Annotated in this window: 11 protein-coding genes; 2 read left to right on the top strand and 9 right to left on the bottom strand. The window is 62.8% G+C overall.

Annotated elements, in window-relative coordinates; translation table 11 throughout:
• Nucleotides 1-63: 63 nt before the first annotated feature.
• The 9 genes from M728_RS20395 to M728_RS20435 all read right to left on the bottom strand — a co-directional run bounded on the left by M728_RS20395 (nt 64) and on the right by M728_RS20435 (nt 13,074).
• Nucleotides 64-1,407, bottom strand: a complete 1,344-nt coding sequence (locus M728_RS20395) for a glycosyltransferase family 4 protein (protein WP_026619925.1) — start codon at nt 1,405-1,407, stop codon at nt 64-66.
• Complete coding sequence (locus M728_RS20400; RefSeq protein ID WP_026619924.1) at nt 1,404-3,611, bottom strand: hypothetical protein; 2,208 nt, start codon at nt 3,609-3,611, stop codon at nt 1,404-1,406. The genes M728_RS20395 and M728_RS20400 overlap by 4 nt, the downstream gene beginning before the upstream one ends.
• Before the next feature lie 14 nt (nt 3,612-3,625).
• On the bottom strand, nt 3,626-4,357 hold the full coding sequence (locus M728_RS20405; protein WP_026619923.1) for a hypothetical protein: 732 nt from the start codon (nt 4,355-4,357) through the stop codon (nt 3,626-3,628).
• 10 nt (nt 4,358-4,367) lie between these two features.
• Nucleotides 4,368-5,630: a glycosyltransferase family 4 protein gene (locus M728_RS20410; RefSeq protein ID WP_026619922.1), complete on the bottom strand. Its 1,263-nt coding sequence runs from the start codon at nt 5,628-5,630 to the stop codon at nt 4,368-4,370.
• Nucleotides 5,627-6,472: a class I SAM-dependent methyltransferase gene (locus M728_RS20415; protein ID WP_026619921.1), complete on the bottom strand. Its 846-nt coding sequence runs from the start codon at nt 6,470-6,472 to the stop codon at nt 5,627-5,629. Before M728_RS20415 ends, M728_RS20410 begins: the two co-directional genes overlap by 4 nt.
• Entirely contained in the window at nt 6,469-8,724 is a 2,256-nt protein-coding gene (locus M728_RS20420) for a glycosyltransferase family 2 protein (protein WP_026619920.1), read from the bottom strand. Before M728_RS20420 ends, M728_RS20415 begins: the two co-directional genes overlap by 4 nt.
• A 126-nt stretch (nt 8,725-8,850) precedes the next feature.
• Nucleotides 8,851-9,510, bottom strand: a complete 660-nt coding sequence (locus M728_RS20425; protein ID WP_026619919.1) for a calcium-binding protein — start codon at nt 9,508-9,510, stop codon at nt 8,851-8,853.
• A 376-nt stretch (nt 9,511-9,886) separates the two neighbouring features.
• A complete protein-coding gene (locus M728_RS20430) occupies nt 9,887-11,308 on the bottom strand; it encodes an HlyD family type I secretion periplasmic adaptor subunit (RefSeq protein WP_026619918.1) in 1,422 nt (473 codons plus the stop codon).
• On the bottom strand, nt 11,305-13,074 hold the full coding sequence (locus M728_RS20435) for a type I secretion system permease/ATPase (RefSeq protein ID WP_026619917.1): 1,770 nt from the start codon (nt 13,072-13,074) through the stop codon (nt 11,305-11,307). The genes M728_RS20430 and M728_RS20435 overlap by 4 nt, the downstream gene beginning before the upstream one ends.
• Nucleotides 13,075-13,286: 212 nt before the next feature.
• Between M728_RS20435 and M728_RS20440 the strand changes: the two genes are divergently transcribed.
• Together M728_RS20440 and M728_RS20445 are read left to right on the top strand one after the other, a co-directional pair.
• Nucleotides 13,287-13,859, top strand: coding sequence for a MarR family transcriptional regulator (locus M728_RS20440; protein ID WP_026619916.1), 573 nt, complete (start codon nt 13,287-13,289; stop codon nt 13,857-13,859).
• A gap of 40 nt (nt 13,860-13,899) precedes the next feature.
• Nucleotides 13,900-15,150 (top strand): glycosyltransferase family 4 protein, encoded by a 1,251-nt coding sequence (locus M728_RS20445; RefSeq protein WP_026619915.1) that lies wholly within the window; start codon nt 13,900-13,902, stop codon nt 15,148-15,150.
• Nucleotides 15,151-15,293: the final 143 nt, after the last annotated feature.

The raw sequence follows: 15,293 nt of genomic DNA on the forward strand, positions 1-15,293 counted from the left end.
TGGTGCCTCCGGTTCATGGGGCCTTGCGCACAAGGCTTTTTTGAGAGTCTGTGGCGGGTGGGTTCATGACGCTCTTGCCCGAATGGTCGAGCCGGCCGGTGCGAGCGGAGCGGAATGCTCAGGACCAAGTCGGCCTTGCTTTTCTTCATGGAGCCGGCGGTATAGTTCGGAATGTTCGCGGGCGGCGTCGATATGACTCATAGGCGCCCTCATGGTTGTATGCAGCCGCTCCCAGACCTTAGGTTCGGCCAGGACCTCAATGAGCCGGTCGGCGAGATCCTGGGCGCTACCGGCGCGGAAATGCAGCCCATCTCTTCCGTCACGCACCTTCTCGGCCATGCCGCCGATATCGGAGCAGACGATCGGCCTGCGGTGGTGCAGGGCTTCCTGGATCACGACTGGAGAGTTCTCCCACCAGATGGACGGCAGCACGACCCAATCGACGGAGCGCATCAGCCGCGGCATATCCGCGTTTTGATAGGCGCCATAGAAACGCACGCGCCGGCCGGCATCGTCGATGAGCTTCTTCACGCGCTCCTGGAACTCGGCCGGCTGCCGCTCGAGATTGCCGCCGTAGATCATCAAGCAGGAGTCCTCGCCCCAGATTTCCTGCGGAACGCGCGACACCGCATCGATCAGGACGTCGACGCCCTTGAACGGCGTCATCTGCCCGAAATAGGCGAAGCGGTTGCGGCGTGCCATGCCCGCGGGCAGGTCGCGCACGGGCGCGGGTTCCTTGACGACAATGCCGTTTTCGATGACCGAAAGTTTCTCCGCCTCGATCCCCCATTCGACATACCGGGTCGCGAGGAACATGCTCGGGGAGACGAAGGCGTCGGCAAGGTCGAGCATCCCGCGCAGGAACTGCTCGCGCTTCAGGAAGCGTGAAACCGGGATGTCGGGGAAGCAGCCGTGACAACTGATAGGTGACGCCTTGTTGCAGAGCTGGCCCGACGGCCTCTTCACCATTTGTCCGTGGTTGTGGCAGATCGCCAGATATTCATGGAGCGTGACGACGATCAACGACCGGGGCAGGGCCTCGCGAATAGCATAGAGGGCCTCGAGCCCCATGCCTATTACGTGATGGAAGTGGACCACGTGAGGGGAGAGGTCGCCGACGAAACGCAGAAGGTCGCGCCGGATCGCCTCGGTATCGCCGTTGGACAGGAAGAAATGGTCGTAGTCGTCGGCATGGAAGAGAACCTCGTCCACCGCCAGGCGCATGCTCATGAGCGCCGATGCGCCATGGCGCGGAACGGGATGGCCGACGCGAGCAAGATAGATCGACTCGACGCCCGGAAGCGTGTTCAGGCCTTTGTGGAGATTATGGGATGCAACCTCCGCTCCGCCCAGCGACATCGTCGGGTGGCCATGGGAGACGACAAGGACTCGAAGTCGCTCGCTCATGCGGAAACCCTTTCGACGATGTTCTCTTGGTCCGCCGAGATCTCAGCCCACCGGGAGTCGAAGACCCCCTGGTCGATCCGCTCCACCAGCGCGACCGTGCCGACGGAGGATGCCTCGTCGGAACCCAGCATCTGGACCGATGGCAACCAGTAGGATTCGATGCCGGAGCGGCCGAGTTTGAGGCCGAGATCGAGGCCCTTCTGTTGAGAGCCGAGATAACCGGCCGAAAAGCCTCCGGCAGCGAGAAGAGCCTCGCGGGGCATGATGCAGCATTCAAACGAGGCCGCCGCGACCCGCGTCAGCTTCAGGCCGGTCAGGGCGCTCAGCGGATAGCCGGCATAGCGGCCTGAAAACGGGCGCTCGGACTCCGCGGCTGCCCAGCTTCCGGCCCAGCGAACGGAATGGTCCTCATAGGCGAGCGTCGGGGAGATGATGCTGCCTTTCAATCCCTCATGCGCCGCAACGAGCTTGCCGTACCAGCCGGCCCTGTGCGGCAGCAGCGAGCCGGCAAGCAGCACCACCGTATCGCTCGTCAGCGCCCGAGTTCCGGCTTCCAGGAGGTCGTAGACGTCACCCGGCTCCTGCGCCGACATCAATCTCAGCGGCAGCCGGTAGAATTGCGCAAGTTGCTTGATCCGCCCGGACTGGCGGCGAAAACGGTCAGGAGGCAAGACGAGGGCGATTGGCGCGTGCCGGGTCTCGGGGTCGAGGGCGAGGAGCCCGAGGAAGGGGGCAATGTCTTCTTCTTCGCTTTCTCCGGCGGCGATGACGATCGGCGGGCCGGCAGCCTGATCGAACGGACCAGCATCGACGAGGACCGCGATGGCCGGCGAGCGGCGCTCGCAGGCGCAGAGGAACGGCACGATCTGACGATCGATGACCTCTGGCAGCGCCCAGTCATCAGGGTCTACGGACCGGATCTGGCGAAGGGCCGCTGAGCGCGCCGCAATCCGGACTGGCGAAAGCGGCATGAAGGCGCGACGGGAATCCTTGAGCGTCAGCTCCAGATGGAGCGCTGCCGTGGCAGCCAAGGCCTTGGTGGAGACGATGAAGCCGTGGCCATTGCTTTCGCGGGCGAGCGCGTTTCGGAACGCCGGTTCCTCGGTGAAGGCACCCGTCACATCGGACCGGTCGAGCCTGGTCCAACAATCGTTGAGCCGCGTTTCGGCGCGTCCGCCGCATAGCTTGACGCTTTGAACATGGCCGTCGGGATCGAGCAGCCAGCCCGAGATCAGGAGACCGCCGCCATCGACCTGGAAGGCATTGTCTATCCCCATCCGCACGGGCAGAGGAAGCGTGGAGACCGTCTCGCTGCCGTCGAAGCTGTTCGCGGCCGAGCGCAGGCGCAGGAGAACCTGGGGCGAGCTGTGCGTCTGGAGCAGCACGGCGCGGATATGGCCCGGCGTTTCCGTGGGACCGGCGACGACCCTCTGCTCATGAACCCTCGCGTAACGCCAGCCGGCGCGTCCGCGATAGACAAGCCCCTCTATGTCGCGCGCCCGAAGCCTTTCGTTCGACGGCAGCAGGCCGATGAAGCCCGCAGCTCCCTCCGGAGCGTCCGGACGGGAAAAGGTGGCCATTGCGCAGTCGGTGAGGAGGGACTGTTCTCCGCTCACGACCGTCCGGCAGACGCCGGGCACTACATGGCGTCCCCATCCTTTGAGGAAAACCGCTCCATCGTGGCTCTCCCCAAGAAGCTCGATGAATCCGTCGCTGCCGTTTCGGGATTGCAACAGGGCGATGATCGCCGAGAGCCTTTGGCGCCCGATAGGCCCTTGCATGATGGCATCCACGAGCGCATCCAGGGTGCCGGCCAATCGGGCCTCGGCGAGCTCCGCTAGGATCACGACCGCGTCGCCCAGCGAGACGGATCGAGGCGTGAAGACGTAGCGCCTGCAAATTGCTTCGCCACCGAAGCGGACGGTCGTGAGCGGACGGCTGGTGCCATCCAACGGCAGCAGCGCTGCGAAACCGTGCGTCGCCGGCGCCACGGGCGACGGCAATTGCCAGCCGATGATCGAGGCAACCCAAGTGACGGCCGCATCGTCGTTGATTTCCGCCGGCAGCTCGCCGTCCATGGGGCCGCCCGTGCCGATCACAAGCAGAAGCGCCTCATCGATGGGGCAGGCGACGACCCTGCCGGACCTCAGGACCCTGGCGGCGGGCTGCGATGACAGGGAAAGCGACTGTTCGGCACCAAGCATGTGCGTAGGCCCCCTTACGCACCGGTCAAGAGCGAGAGGAGAGCGCCCGCGGCAAATCCTACGAGAACGAAAAGCAAAAGCAGCACCGGCTTCAGCTCTCCGCTCGACCGCTTCTGCAAGGCGCTCAGGTTCTTTTCCATCGCCGCCACCACACCGTCGAGCCGCATCAGGTGGACGTCGAGATCGTTCAGCCTCTGGGTGATTTCCGTCCTGAGATTTGCGATGGCGTCGCCTATGGCGGCGACCCCGACCGCCTCACCCTCGCCGCTCTCGTCATTCTGCGCACGCAACATCGAACGCTGCGACACCTGCAATTGCCGTTGCGCCGCCATCAGTACGTCGAGCTTGTCGAGGACCTTTGCGAGCGGAGCAGCAATCAGGGCTTCGGCCGCCTGCTCGTCGGGGCGCGGGACGCGGAGCTTTTGCTCCGTGCCGCGTCCGTCCAGCGCCATCACGACGAGATCGCCGGTGCGCGAGGCCGCCGCCTCCGGCAGCGCGATCTCGAAGGCGTGATTGCCGTCGCCGATGCCGTTGCGTTTGAGATCGGGACGGCTTCGATCGGCGATCGCCTCTGCGATCACGTTGCCGTCGAGAAGCACGCGAATGGCCAGCCGCCGGTCCGGGGCCTGGGGGTCGTACGCCCAGCCGAAGAGCCGGCCCTGGTCGATCGCGTCAACGCGGCCATTCACGGGCTTCGTATTGTCCTGTTCCGGTGCGGCATTTGATTTCTCGGCAATTGAAGACATCGATTTTCCCCTATGCCGCCTCGATACGCGTCGGCTCGATCGCATTGATCAGATCGAGATAGCGCCGGGCGGTCGTGTTGATGTCGTCGGGCATGCGGGCGTTGGCGGATAGGCGGCGCGACAGAACCGGATCCTCCGAGATGCGCCGCATGGCGGAGGCCAGCGCGCGCGGATCGCCGGGTGCGACGGTCAGGCCGTTGACGCCGTCCTCTACCATCTCCGCCATGCCGCCGATGTTGCTGGCGATGACCGGCCGTCCCTGCGCCTGCGCCTCGCCAATGACGAGCGGCGCGTTTTCCCACCAGATCGAGGGTACGATCGTGAAATCGACCGCGGCGACATGTCCCGCGACATCCTCGCGCCGGTAAGGACCTCGTTGCTGCACGAAGGGCGCCGTCTCTTTGAACAAGCGTGCAATCTCGTCTGTAAAGCTCTCGCTCTGGAAAGGCGCGCCGCCATGAACGCGCAACTCGAATTCGAACTCCTCGGCAATGAGCTGTCGCGCCGCCTCTAGCAACACGGGCACGCCCTTCCAGGGATTGAGATTGCCGAAATAGCCGAAGACAGGGAGGTCTTTTCCGTTGCGATTTGCGCCCGCGGGCGCATCCCGAGGTGGCAGCCCATTGGGGATCACGCTGATTGCATCCTCGGCGAGCCCCCACTCGATGAAGCGCTGCCTGAGGAAACGGCTTGGCGAGACGAAACGGTCCACTGCGCTCAAAAGGGACTTCAGATGCCCCTCGCGCAGGACGAAGCGATCGAGAGCGATGTCCTTGAAGCAGGCGTGGCAGCGGTCGGGACTTGCTTTGTAGCAGAGCTCCTTTCCGCTCGTTCGCACCATCAGGCCGTCGTGATGGCAGATCGGATAATAATCATGCAGCGTCATGACGATCCGGCAGTCGGGCAATGTCCGACGCACGATGTGCGGGAACTCGGCGCCGATGAGGAGCAGGTGGTGGATGTGGACCACATCCGGCCTGAAGTCGCGCAGCAGCTCTACGAGGTCCGGCACGACCCCGTAGAGATCGATCTGGCTCATGAAAAAGCGATCGAAATGGCCGGACCACAGCAGCACTTCGTCTCCTGCCGGACCGATACCCTGGAAGCTCGTGCCGGGCCGCGCCTGGCGATGGATCTGGTTCGTGGCGCCGAGAAAGAGCGCCTCGCAACCGGCACGCTGATAGGCACGGAAAAGGTCATGCGCGAAGATCTCGGTGCCGCCGGGATGGAGGGCGGGGTGGTTATGCGCCGCAACGAGGATACGCGCGCTCACCGGCCGCCTCCGCGGTACTCGGCCACGAAGACATCCTGATAATGATCCGCCTGTTGCCCGCGCCACGAGCCAAAGGACTTCAAGGCGGTCGTGAGGCCGGCGCGGCCGAGTGCATTGTCGAGAAAGCCGTCATCGAAGCCCACCGCGGCAAGCGGCGGCAGTTCGGGGACGAACCAGCAGGGACCGTCGCCATCCCGTTGGAAGGCAAGACGCGGGTCGCGTCGGCCCGTCTCGTTCGTCGCGGCAATCGGGTCGACGACGAAGGCGGTCATGAACAGACGCCCGCCGGATTTGAGGAGCCGCCCGACCTCGCTCAGATAAACGAGCACCTCATCCGGCGGCAGGTGGGTGACGACCGACGTCATGATGACGAAGTCGAAGTGCCGATCGGCATAGGGCAGCTTCAGTGCTTTGCCGCTGATCTTGCCCCTCGGATTATAGAGGTCATGCGCGATGTCGACCCGCTGGAAGGCGAAGTTGGGATAGGCCGGAGTGATGAAGCGACGGCACCAGGCAATGCCCCCTTCGACGGGGTCGATCCCGCTGTAGCGTCCTTTTTCGATGTCGAGATATTGGGTGAGGGGGACTGCCATTCGGCCGATACCGCAGCCGATGTCGAGCACGCGGCTTTCGGGCAACAAGCCTCCCATCCGGATGAAGTGGCCGAGAAACTCGGCGCCGACCGCTTTGAAGTCGCCGTCGCCAACGAAGACGCTGTCGGGGGCCGGCTGCGGCAGAAAACGGTTGCGCTGGATGCTTTCGAGCAGCCACTGGACGCGATCCGCATTGGCGGGCAGCGCCGTGGTGGTTGCGCTCTCGTTGCGAAGGGCGGTCTCGCTCATGCGGCGCTCCTGGCTGGGGCTTCATCGCCGAACGAAACGATGGTTTCACTGTCGGTGCCGAGATAGGTCGCCATCAGCTTGTCGATGTCGTCGTTCCAGCGCTCCGTGTGCAGCCAGGCATTGTATTGGCTGGCGACACCCCGCATGTAGTCCTGGCTGCGGCGGATCGACCGGCGCTCGAAATGGTAGAGGCAGGCCGAGGGCTCGTAGAATATCTCAAGCCCGCTCCTGCGGATCTTCAGGCAAAGATCGCTGTCCTCGTAATCGCCTATGACGTAATCCTCCGTATATCCGCCGACGCGCTCATAAGTCTCCCTCCGCGTGACAAGGCAGGCACCCGTGACGCCCGGAACGCTCCGGGCAACCTGAGCCGGTGCGTAATCGCCGGGCATGCCCTTGTGGAAATGGTGGTTGAGCCAGACGTCGCGTCGGTCGCGGGCGAAGTAGAGGCCGGCATGCTGGAGCGAGCCGTCCTCGAAGATCAGCTTCGGCCCGGTGGCGCCGAGCTCCTTTCGTTGCAGCAATGGCAGCGTGAGCGCCTGAAGCCAGCCGGGTGCCGAGGGCACGACATCGGAATTGAGCATGACGAGGATCGAGCCGCGCGCGAAGCGGGCACCGGCGTTGCAGGCCCGCGCATAGCCGCCATTGCGGTTCATCACCACGAGCTTCATCGGCAGCCCGTGAAGGAGGTGCAACCCGCCGAGCAGGTGCTCCGTCTCGTCCTGGATTTCTGGCGAATCGAGAACGTAGATGATTTCCGCATTGCTGACGATCCAAGGGTCCGTCGCCATGCCGGAGAGTTGAAAGCGCAGGAAGTCGAGCACCCGGTAAAGCGGCACGACGATCGAGACCATGGGAGTCTTCTGTGGCAGACCGTAGTCCTTCGTGCGCTCGACCTTTATGGTCCTGCCAAGTCTTTGCTCCACATCCTCGATGGCTGGGGCAAGGATCGTGCGGAAGGCCTGGTCGACTGCGTGCTGCGGCGGGACGGCGCGCAAAATGCGGTTGCGCTGCGCTGTGGGCTCGAACGGTTGCGGCTTCGGCACGAGAGGCTTCACCGCGCCCGAAGCGAGCCGCATCTGAAAACGCGGCTGAAGGAGAGCGCCCAGCGGCTCGTTCAGCGGTAGCCAGGCCACGAAGCCGGTCACGTCGGTTCTCGCGCCCTCGTCTGTGCCGCGGGCCCAGGCGGGAAACTCGTACCAATTTCCGTCGAGCGGCACTGCCGTGCCGTCCTCTTTCAGATAGTCGATTCCGGCGAGGATGGATGTGGGATCGTGTGACCAGCCGCCGGCAAGCAGGCCACCTGAAAGCGCCAGCGCCAGATCGACCTCAGCGCTCGGGTGCATTGCGGATCTGCCGATCTGCCGCGCCGGCAGCGGCTGTCGAAGCTGCAAGTCGATCGCTGTCGCCGTGCCGCCCTCCGGCATTCGAGAGAGCCAGCGGACCACGAACTCGCGTAGCGTCGGTGCGACGCCGCGTTCGCGCCACCACTTCTGCAATGTCTGATAGCGTGGATTAAGGGCGGACAGTTCGCGGAGCGCGATCCCCTTCTTTCCAAGGAAGACGAAGAGGAAAGGTTCACGCGTGCGGGGCGCTTCGATGATGAAATGACAGGGGCGCAGGTTCTGCTGCCGATCGGCAGCGACGAGAAATTGCGAAGCCAGCGGCAGAATGGAGCTCGCGCCGAGCGCGTAGACGGCGCTGATCTCGCCGAAATCGGGGCTGATGGCGGTCTCGATCAGATACCGTCCGTCGGCGATCGGGCAGACGATATTGGCGGGCCGCGGCCGCGCTGTAAGCGCGTGAAGCGCATCTTCGACGGCACTGATGAAAAGCTGGTCCCTGGAAAGCCGGAAGGCGCCTCGCCAGGCGGTCAGCAGATTGTTCAGGAACTTGATACAGCCCTGGGGTGAAAGATCGGCAAACAGGGCGTCCACATCGACAGGCGGGAGTGCACTTATGGGCGGCAGGACGAACGTTTGAAGGCGGGCGCCTTCAAGAGCGATCTGCGCTCGCTGCGGCTCCGTGCCCGGACGCATGGCCCAAAGGATGCGCTGGCCGCCATCGGCAAGCGGAACCGCCATGCTGACAAGCGGAACCGGTTGTTCGGGCAAGACGAGCGTGTACTTGGCCATGCCCGGAAGCTCGGCAGGAACATCCCAGATCAGGACGGCAACCTCGGAGCTGAGTCGGAAGACCTTTGCATTCTCGAAAATACCGTTGGCGCCCCTCGTGCGGTCGTCGAAACTCACACGCCACTCCTCTGGACTGCTGAAGGTGAAGGCACGCCCCGCGGGAGGAGGGCGGGGCGTACCGTTTCCGGCAAAGAGCGGGATGAGGAAAGGCGGTTTTCCGCACGCATCCCGCGCCTCAGCCTATTAGTGAACCGTGAAATAGTTCTCGGGATGCGCCTGAATATCGTCGGCGTCGGCGTTCACCAGCGTCAGCGTGTCGCCATGGCCGAGGTCGATGACGACATTGCCGCCAACCTGGGTAATGCGCGAAGCGAGGTCCTCGGGCGAGGTGATATCGAGACCATTGATGCCCTTGGAGATCTGCAGGACGTCTTCGCCGGGAGTAAAGTCGAGGATGACGTCATTGCCGCCACCGCCGTCGAACACGAAGACATCGCTGCCCTGGCCACCGACCATGAGATCGTTGCCATCGCCGCCGTTGATGACGTCGCTGCCGGCACCACCGAGCAGGATGTCGCTGCCCTTGCCGCCGACCATGAAGTCGCTGCCAGCGCCGCCGAGCAGGATGTCGTTGCCCTTGTCGCCGTAAAGCAGGTCGTCACCCGCTCCGCCGACCAGGATGTCGTCGCCTTTTTCGCCATAGAGAATATCTGCGCCTGCGCCGCCGAAGACGGTATCGTTCCCGTCGCCGCCGAACAGCAGGTCGTCACCTTCGTCACCGAAGATGATGTCGTCCCCTTTGCCCCCATTGACGAAATCATCACCCCCGTGGGCGCGGATGAAATCGTCAAAGCGAGAGCCAAACAGGGCGTCGTCGTATGCGCCGCCTTCCAAAGTGGCCATCTGCTTCTCCTCTTCGTCGTTTGATGCATGCATCATCGGCACGGAGCCGAGGATTGCGTGCTGGAGTGTGCACTGCAAAAAAACAGAAGGCAACAGAGGAGTCAAAAATAAATCTGCTTGTTTTTGCTATTATCTGCGTATTTCTGATACGCACTGCTAGATGTGATAATACTGGCACAATATATTTTTAGGAGTTATTGCTGTTGTAATGCCGGTAAATCATTTCAAAATTAAAAGTAAATTATACGCCAGCTCGAATGCTGCTGCGCGATTCCCTAATTTCGAATTGCTCTTAGCAAAATCAAGAAGAGCTTAAAAAGACTGCGTACTCACTGCACGTTCGATCTGACGCAGGGAGCTGTCGGGAGAACCGTTTTCAGTCCTCCCTGAAGGCGCGATTGAAGCTCTCTGTGACCGGAGAGACCAGGTAGTCGATCGCTGAACGCGGCTTGTGCACGATCAGCACCTCGGCGGGCATCCCGGGATAGAGACGTATATCGGGGTTCGCTGCGAGGGACTTCGGGGCGATCTCGGCCCGCGCTACGAAATAGGCGACGTTGGACTTCTCGTCCACCGATTGGTCGGCCGCGATATAGGTGATCTTGCCGTCGAGCGGCAGGTGGGAGCGCTGGTTGTATGCGGTCAGTCGAATCTGCGTGTTGGAGCCGATGGTTATGCTGTCGATGTCGCGCGTGCTGACATGCATTTCCACGAGCAGCGGCTCATCTTCGGGCACGATGTCGAGCAGCGGCTGACCGGGGGTCACGGCGCTGCCTGCTGTACGCAACTGGATATTGGCGACGATGCCCGCCTGGGGGGAGCGGATCTCGAGGCGGCGAAGCACGTCCTTCGCAGCGATGATACGCTCCTCGGCATCGGCAAGCTCGAGGCGGGCGGTGGTAATCTCGCCCGCGATCTCTGACTGGAAATCGCTTTCGATTCCCGTCAGCGCGAGCTCTGCGCCGGCCATGGCTTTCTGCGCCTGGGCCCGGTCGCCGGCAATTTCTCCACGCGTGGCGGCCAGTTCGCTGAGCCTTGCGTCGATCTCGATCAGCTTCGAGCGCTGGGCAAAGGCTTTGTCCACGAGGGTCGCGATTGCTGTCCGCTGCTCGTTCATCAGCTCGATCTGCCGATCGGTGGCCTGGAGCTGGGCGGCGAGCGACTTGGCTTTCTCCGAATATTCCTCGATGGTCTTGCGCTGGATCTCTATGCGCCCCTTCTTGGCTTCGCGCCGCTTCTCGAAAAAGGAGGTTTCCGCCGTAATGGCGTCGGCGGCGGCGTCGCCAGCACCGTTGAGATCGGCAGGAAAGCTTATGTCCTGTGCTCCCGCCTGCTCAGCCCTCAAGCGCGCCAATTTGGCAATCAGACCAACGCGCCGGCTTTCGAGCGCCTGCAGGTCGGAGCGGGCACGCGTGTCCTCTAGCTTGATCAGGGGCTGACCGGCGGCGACATGGTCGCCCTCCTGGACCAGAAGGCGGCTAAGGACGCCGCCCTCGAAATGGCTGACCGTCTTGCGCTTGGAATCGACGACGACGGTGCCGCTGGTGACCGAGGCGCTGCTGAGTTCCGTCGAAAACGCCCAGCCGAAAAATCCGCCGAAAGCAACGAGGATCGTCGCCAAGCCGGCGATGACGAGACGCCGGATGGGCGAATGCATGCCCGTCTCCGAGAAGTCGAGCTCCATCGGGCCCGAGCTCGGCGGCGGTGCCGCGCTCACGGGCAGGCGCTGCTCTCGGCCTTCGGTCGTGACGAGGGGCTGCACATCGAGGCGTGCCGGAAGGATCGTTTCGTTCGTCATCCTGCGGTTCCTTCGCGACGCGTTTCGCCCGGGATCATGGAGGCCACCACGTCCGTGCGCGGGCCGAACTGGGTGATGCGGCCGCCTTCCAGCACCAGCAATTTGTCGGCGACCTGCATGATGGCCGGCCGATGCGCGATGAGGATGACGATGGATCCATCCCGGCGTGCCTCCTCGACCGCGCGGATGAGGGCGCGTTCGCCGATCGCATCGAGATTGGCATTGGGTTCGTCGAGCACGAGCAGGCGCGGCCGGCCGTAAAGGCAGCGGGCCAGCGCGATTCGCTGCCGCTGACCGCCGGACAGCGTCAGTTGACCGTCGCCGACCGGCGTATCGTAACCGAGCGGCAAGCGTCCGATCATGTCATGGACATCGGCGCGGCGCGAAGCCTCGAGTACCTTGTAGGGATCGCTTTCCTCCATGCGGGCGATGTTTTCGCGGATGGTGCCCTCGAGAAGAGAAACCGACTGCGGCAGATAGCCCGCGACCCGGCCGAAGGAGCTGCGCTCCCACAGATAGACGTTGTTGCCGTCCAGGAAGACGCCGCCCGCCGTGGGCTTGAGAATGCCGACGAGGAGCCTCGCCAAGGTGGATTTGCCGGCGGCGGAAGGACCGACGACACCCAGCACTTCGCCGGGCGCGAGCGAGAAGGAGATGCCTTTGATGATCGGCACGTCCAGGCCGGGTGCGGCGTAAACCAATTTGTCGACGACCAGATCGCCTTGCGAGTGCGGCGTCGGCATCGTCTGACGGACTGCGAGATCCTCCTTCAGAGCCGCCTCGATCCGCCGCCAACCGGAGATCGCGAGCACCCATTGCCGCCAGTTCTCGATAACGGAATCGAACGGCATCAGTAGGCGCCCGACGAGGATAGTCGTCGCCATCATCGCGCCGGGCGAGATTTCCTGTTTCATCACGAGGTAAGCGCCGGCGCCGAGCGACGCGACCTGTATGGCAAAGCGCAGGCAACGGGTGATGGAAGCCATCGCCCTCGCCCGGGTGCCGCTGGCCTCAAGCACGCCCAGTGCGTGTAGCTGCGCGTCGCGCCACTTCTTGGCGAGCGCCGGCAGCATGCCCATCGCTTCGATGGCCTCGGCGTGACGTAATGTCGCACCTATTTTCGACACTGCCTCAATATTCGCCTGGCTTGCCTCTTTCATGAGCTGGCGCGTCAAGAGGTCGTTCATGAGACCGCAGCACAGGAGCACCACCACGGAAACCGCGGCAATCAACCCGAAGACAGGGTGCAGCAGAAAGAGAACGCCGAGAAAAATTGGCGACCAGGCGGCATCGAGGGGGGCGCTGACGGCCGACGAGGTAAGAAAGCCGCGCAGCTCGGTCAGGTCCCGCAGCGACTGCGTCGCCCTGGCCAGCCCCTGATCGGCCGAGGCCTGCACCGCGGCGGTAAGGACCGGCAGATTCAGCCAGCGCACGATTGCACTGCCCATAGCTTGAAAGGTGAGAGCGCGGATGAAATCGAGCACGCCCAGAATGGCCAGCGCGCCAAGTGCAAGGACCGTCAGCATGACGAGCGAATCCATGCTCTGGCTGTTCAAGACTCTGTCATGCACCTGCATCATATAGAGCGGCATGGTGAGCTGAAGGAGGTTGATACAGGCGCTAAGCAGAGCTGCATAAAGAAGCGTCACGACGAACACCCGCCGCGCCCGCAAAATGAGCAGACCTGGGTCGATTGTTCCATTTTGCGTCGGCGTTGGCCGGATGAGGCCCTTGCCATTCATGTTGTTTCGAACAGTATCACGCATGGGCGACTTTTCTGGCTATAACGCGTTGGCGGGAGGGCTGAGCGATTTTGGTTCAGATTCACTCAAATCACAGTATTGCTGCGATGAGTGTGACACAATAAAGGTCTGTTGCTCAAGACCGGGCAATTCGGGGGTGGGGCGCCAAGAAATTTACTTCAAGTTTTGAAGTAAATTTCCCGAATTTGAAAGTAAATTCCCCAATGGAGAGAGGGATGAATCATAGGATTCTCTATCCGTTCGCAGACTTCGGAGACGCTGTGGTAGTCCAGCCCGGGCGTGAGGCGGTCAGGAATGCCCCTAGGCACCCTGAGAGCGATCGGGACGGAGACGACGCGCTGGTGACGTATTTCGAGCTCGCCCGCGTGATGGAGCGTGCAAGCCGGCGGTTCTCCGGGCTGTTGCGCACGGAACTGACGAAGCTCGGCGTGGACGACATCGGGCCCGCCCAGGCGATGGTGCTTCTCGCAATCGGCGACGCGGAGCTTTCGGTAGGCGAGCTTTTGGACCGGGGCCACTATGTGGGTTCCAATGTCTCCTACTACCTGAAGCAGCTCGCCGACGGGGACTATATCGATCGAATCGCTTCGCAGCGCGACAAGCGCTCAGCTCGCATCAGGCTCTCGGAGAAGGGAAAGCAGCTCTGCAAGAGCCTGCGGGAAGCGGCGAAATCCTATGAACGCGCCCTCAGCCACGGCGAGCAGGACCGGCGCAATCTCGAAACCGCCTTCCAGACCCTGCACCGGCTCGAAATGGTTTGGGGCAGCGCCGCCCGCTACGGCATTTGATACCCCGAAGTGATTCCTCGGTTGGCGATTGGCTAAGAACATGCATGTAGCGTTTGTACACCGTCGCGGTTTCGGTCAGTTCGCCGCCCTGGCTTCCCATTTGGCTGTTGCCGGAAACGAGGTGACGCTCGTGACGGAGACAGTGGATCAAAAGATCCCTTCCGTGAGGGTCGTTCGGCATCGTGCCGAGCCCGGCCCCAGGGCGCATCCGCAAATGGCGCGGCATCTCGGCGTTCCCGATCATCATGTGCGGATCGGCCATCGGGTTGCGGAGACCTTCGACGCCATGGCGCGCCTTGGCCAGGTCCCGGATGTCGTTCTCGGCCATATCGGCTGGGGCAGCATGATGTTCGTCAAGGACGTGCTGCCGCGCGTGCCCACACTCGGCTATTGCGAGTTCTTCTATCGGGCAGAAGGGGCGGATATCGGTTTCGCCCCCGACAACCAGCCCGATTCGGAGACGCGCAAGAGATTGCGTCTTCGCAACGTCGCGCAGCTCCTGTCGCTCGAGGCGATGGACGGAGGCATCAGCCCGACCAATTGGCAGCGAAGCCTCTATCCGGCCGATGTGCGGGAGCGCATCGCCGTCTGCCACGAGGGCGTGGACACACGGCGCTTCCGCCCCGATCCGGCCGCTTCGCTGAAGCTTCCCGACGGGCGCATGCTCAAGGCGGGCGATCCCCCGATCGTCACATTCGTGGCGCGCGACCTCGAGCCGTATCGGGGATTTCCACAGGCGCTAGAGGCCGCTGCCAAGGTCGTTCGGCGGCACCCGGAGGCGCTGTTCGTCTTCGTCGGCGGCGACGGCGTGAGTTACGGCGCGCCGCCCCCCGGCGGAGGTTCGTGGAAAGATCACCTCCTCGAATCGCTGGACGTCCCGCGCGAGCGGCTCATTTTTCCCGGCGTCGTGCCGCATTCGGTGCTGCGTCAGCTCTTCCAGATCTCCGCGGCTCACCTGTATCTCACCTATCCTTTCGTGCTGTCCTGGTCGGTGCTGGAAGCAATGGCTTGCGGTGCTTTGGTCATCGGATCGGATACGGCCCCGGTCCAGGAGGTCATCCGCTCGGGCCGCAACGGCCTCCTGGTCCCGTTCTTCGATACGGACGCGCTCGCCGAGACCATTCTCGCGGTCCTGGCGCGGCCTGATGATTTCCGCGAGCTGCGAATCGCAGCGCGCAGGACGGTCGAGCAACGGTTCCGACTGGACGATTGTATCGCGCGCCAATCGACGCTGATCGGAAACATTGCCGGCCAAGTTGCACTTTCAACGAAAGAAGCGCAGCTTGTATGAATATTGCTTCAAGTTTTGAAGTATAATTTTATATCAGAACCCCACGATTTTATAATTGTGCACTGCAGAAATCGTCGATATAGTTTTTGACGATGAGGGATCCAGGGCGACGTTATTTGTTCTCCGGCAAATTCATCTCCTTA

This window comes from Ensifer sp. WSM1721 (assembly GCF_000513895.2).
Lineage (GTDB): Bacteria > Pseudomonadota > Alphaproteobacteria > Rhizobiales > Rhizobiaceae > Sinorhizobium.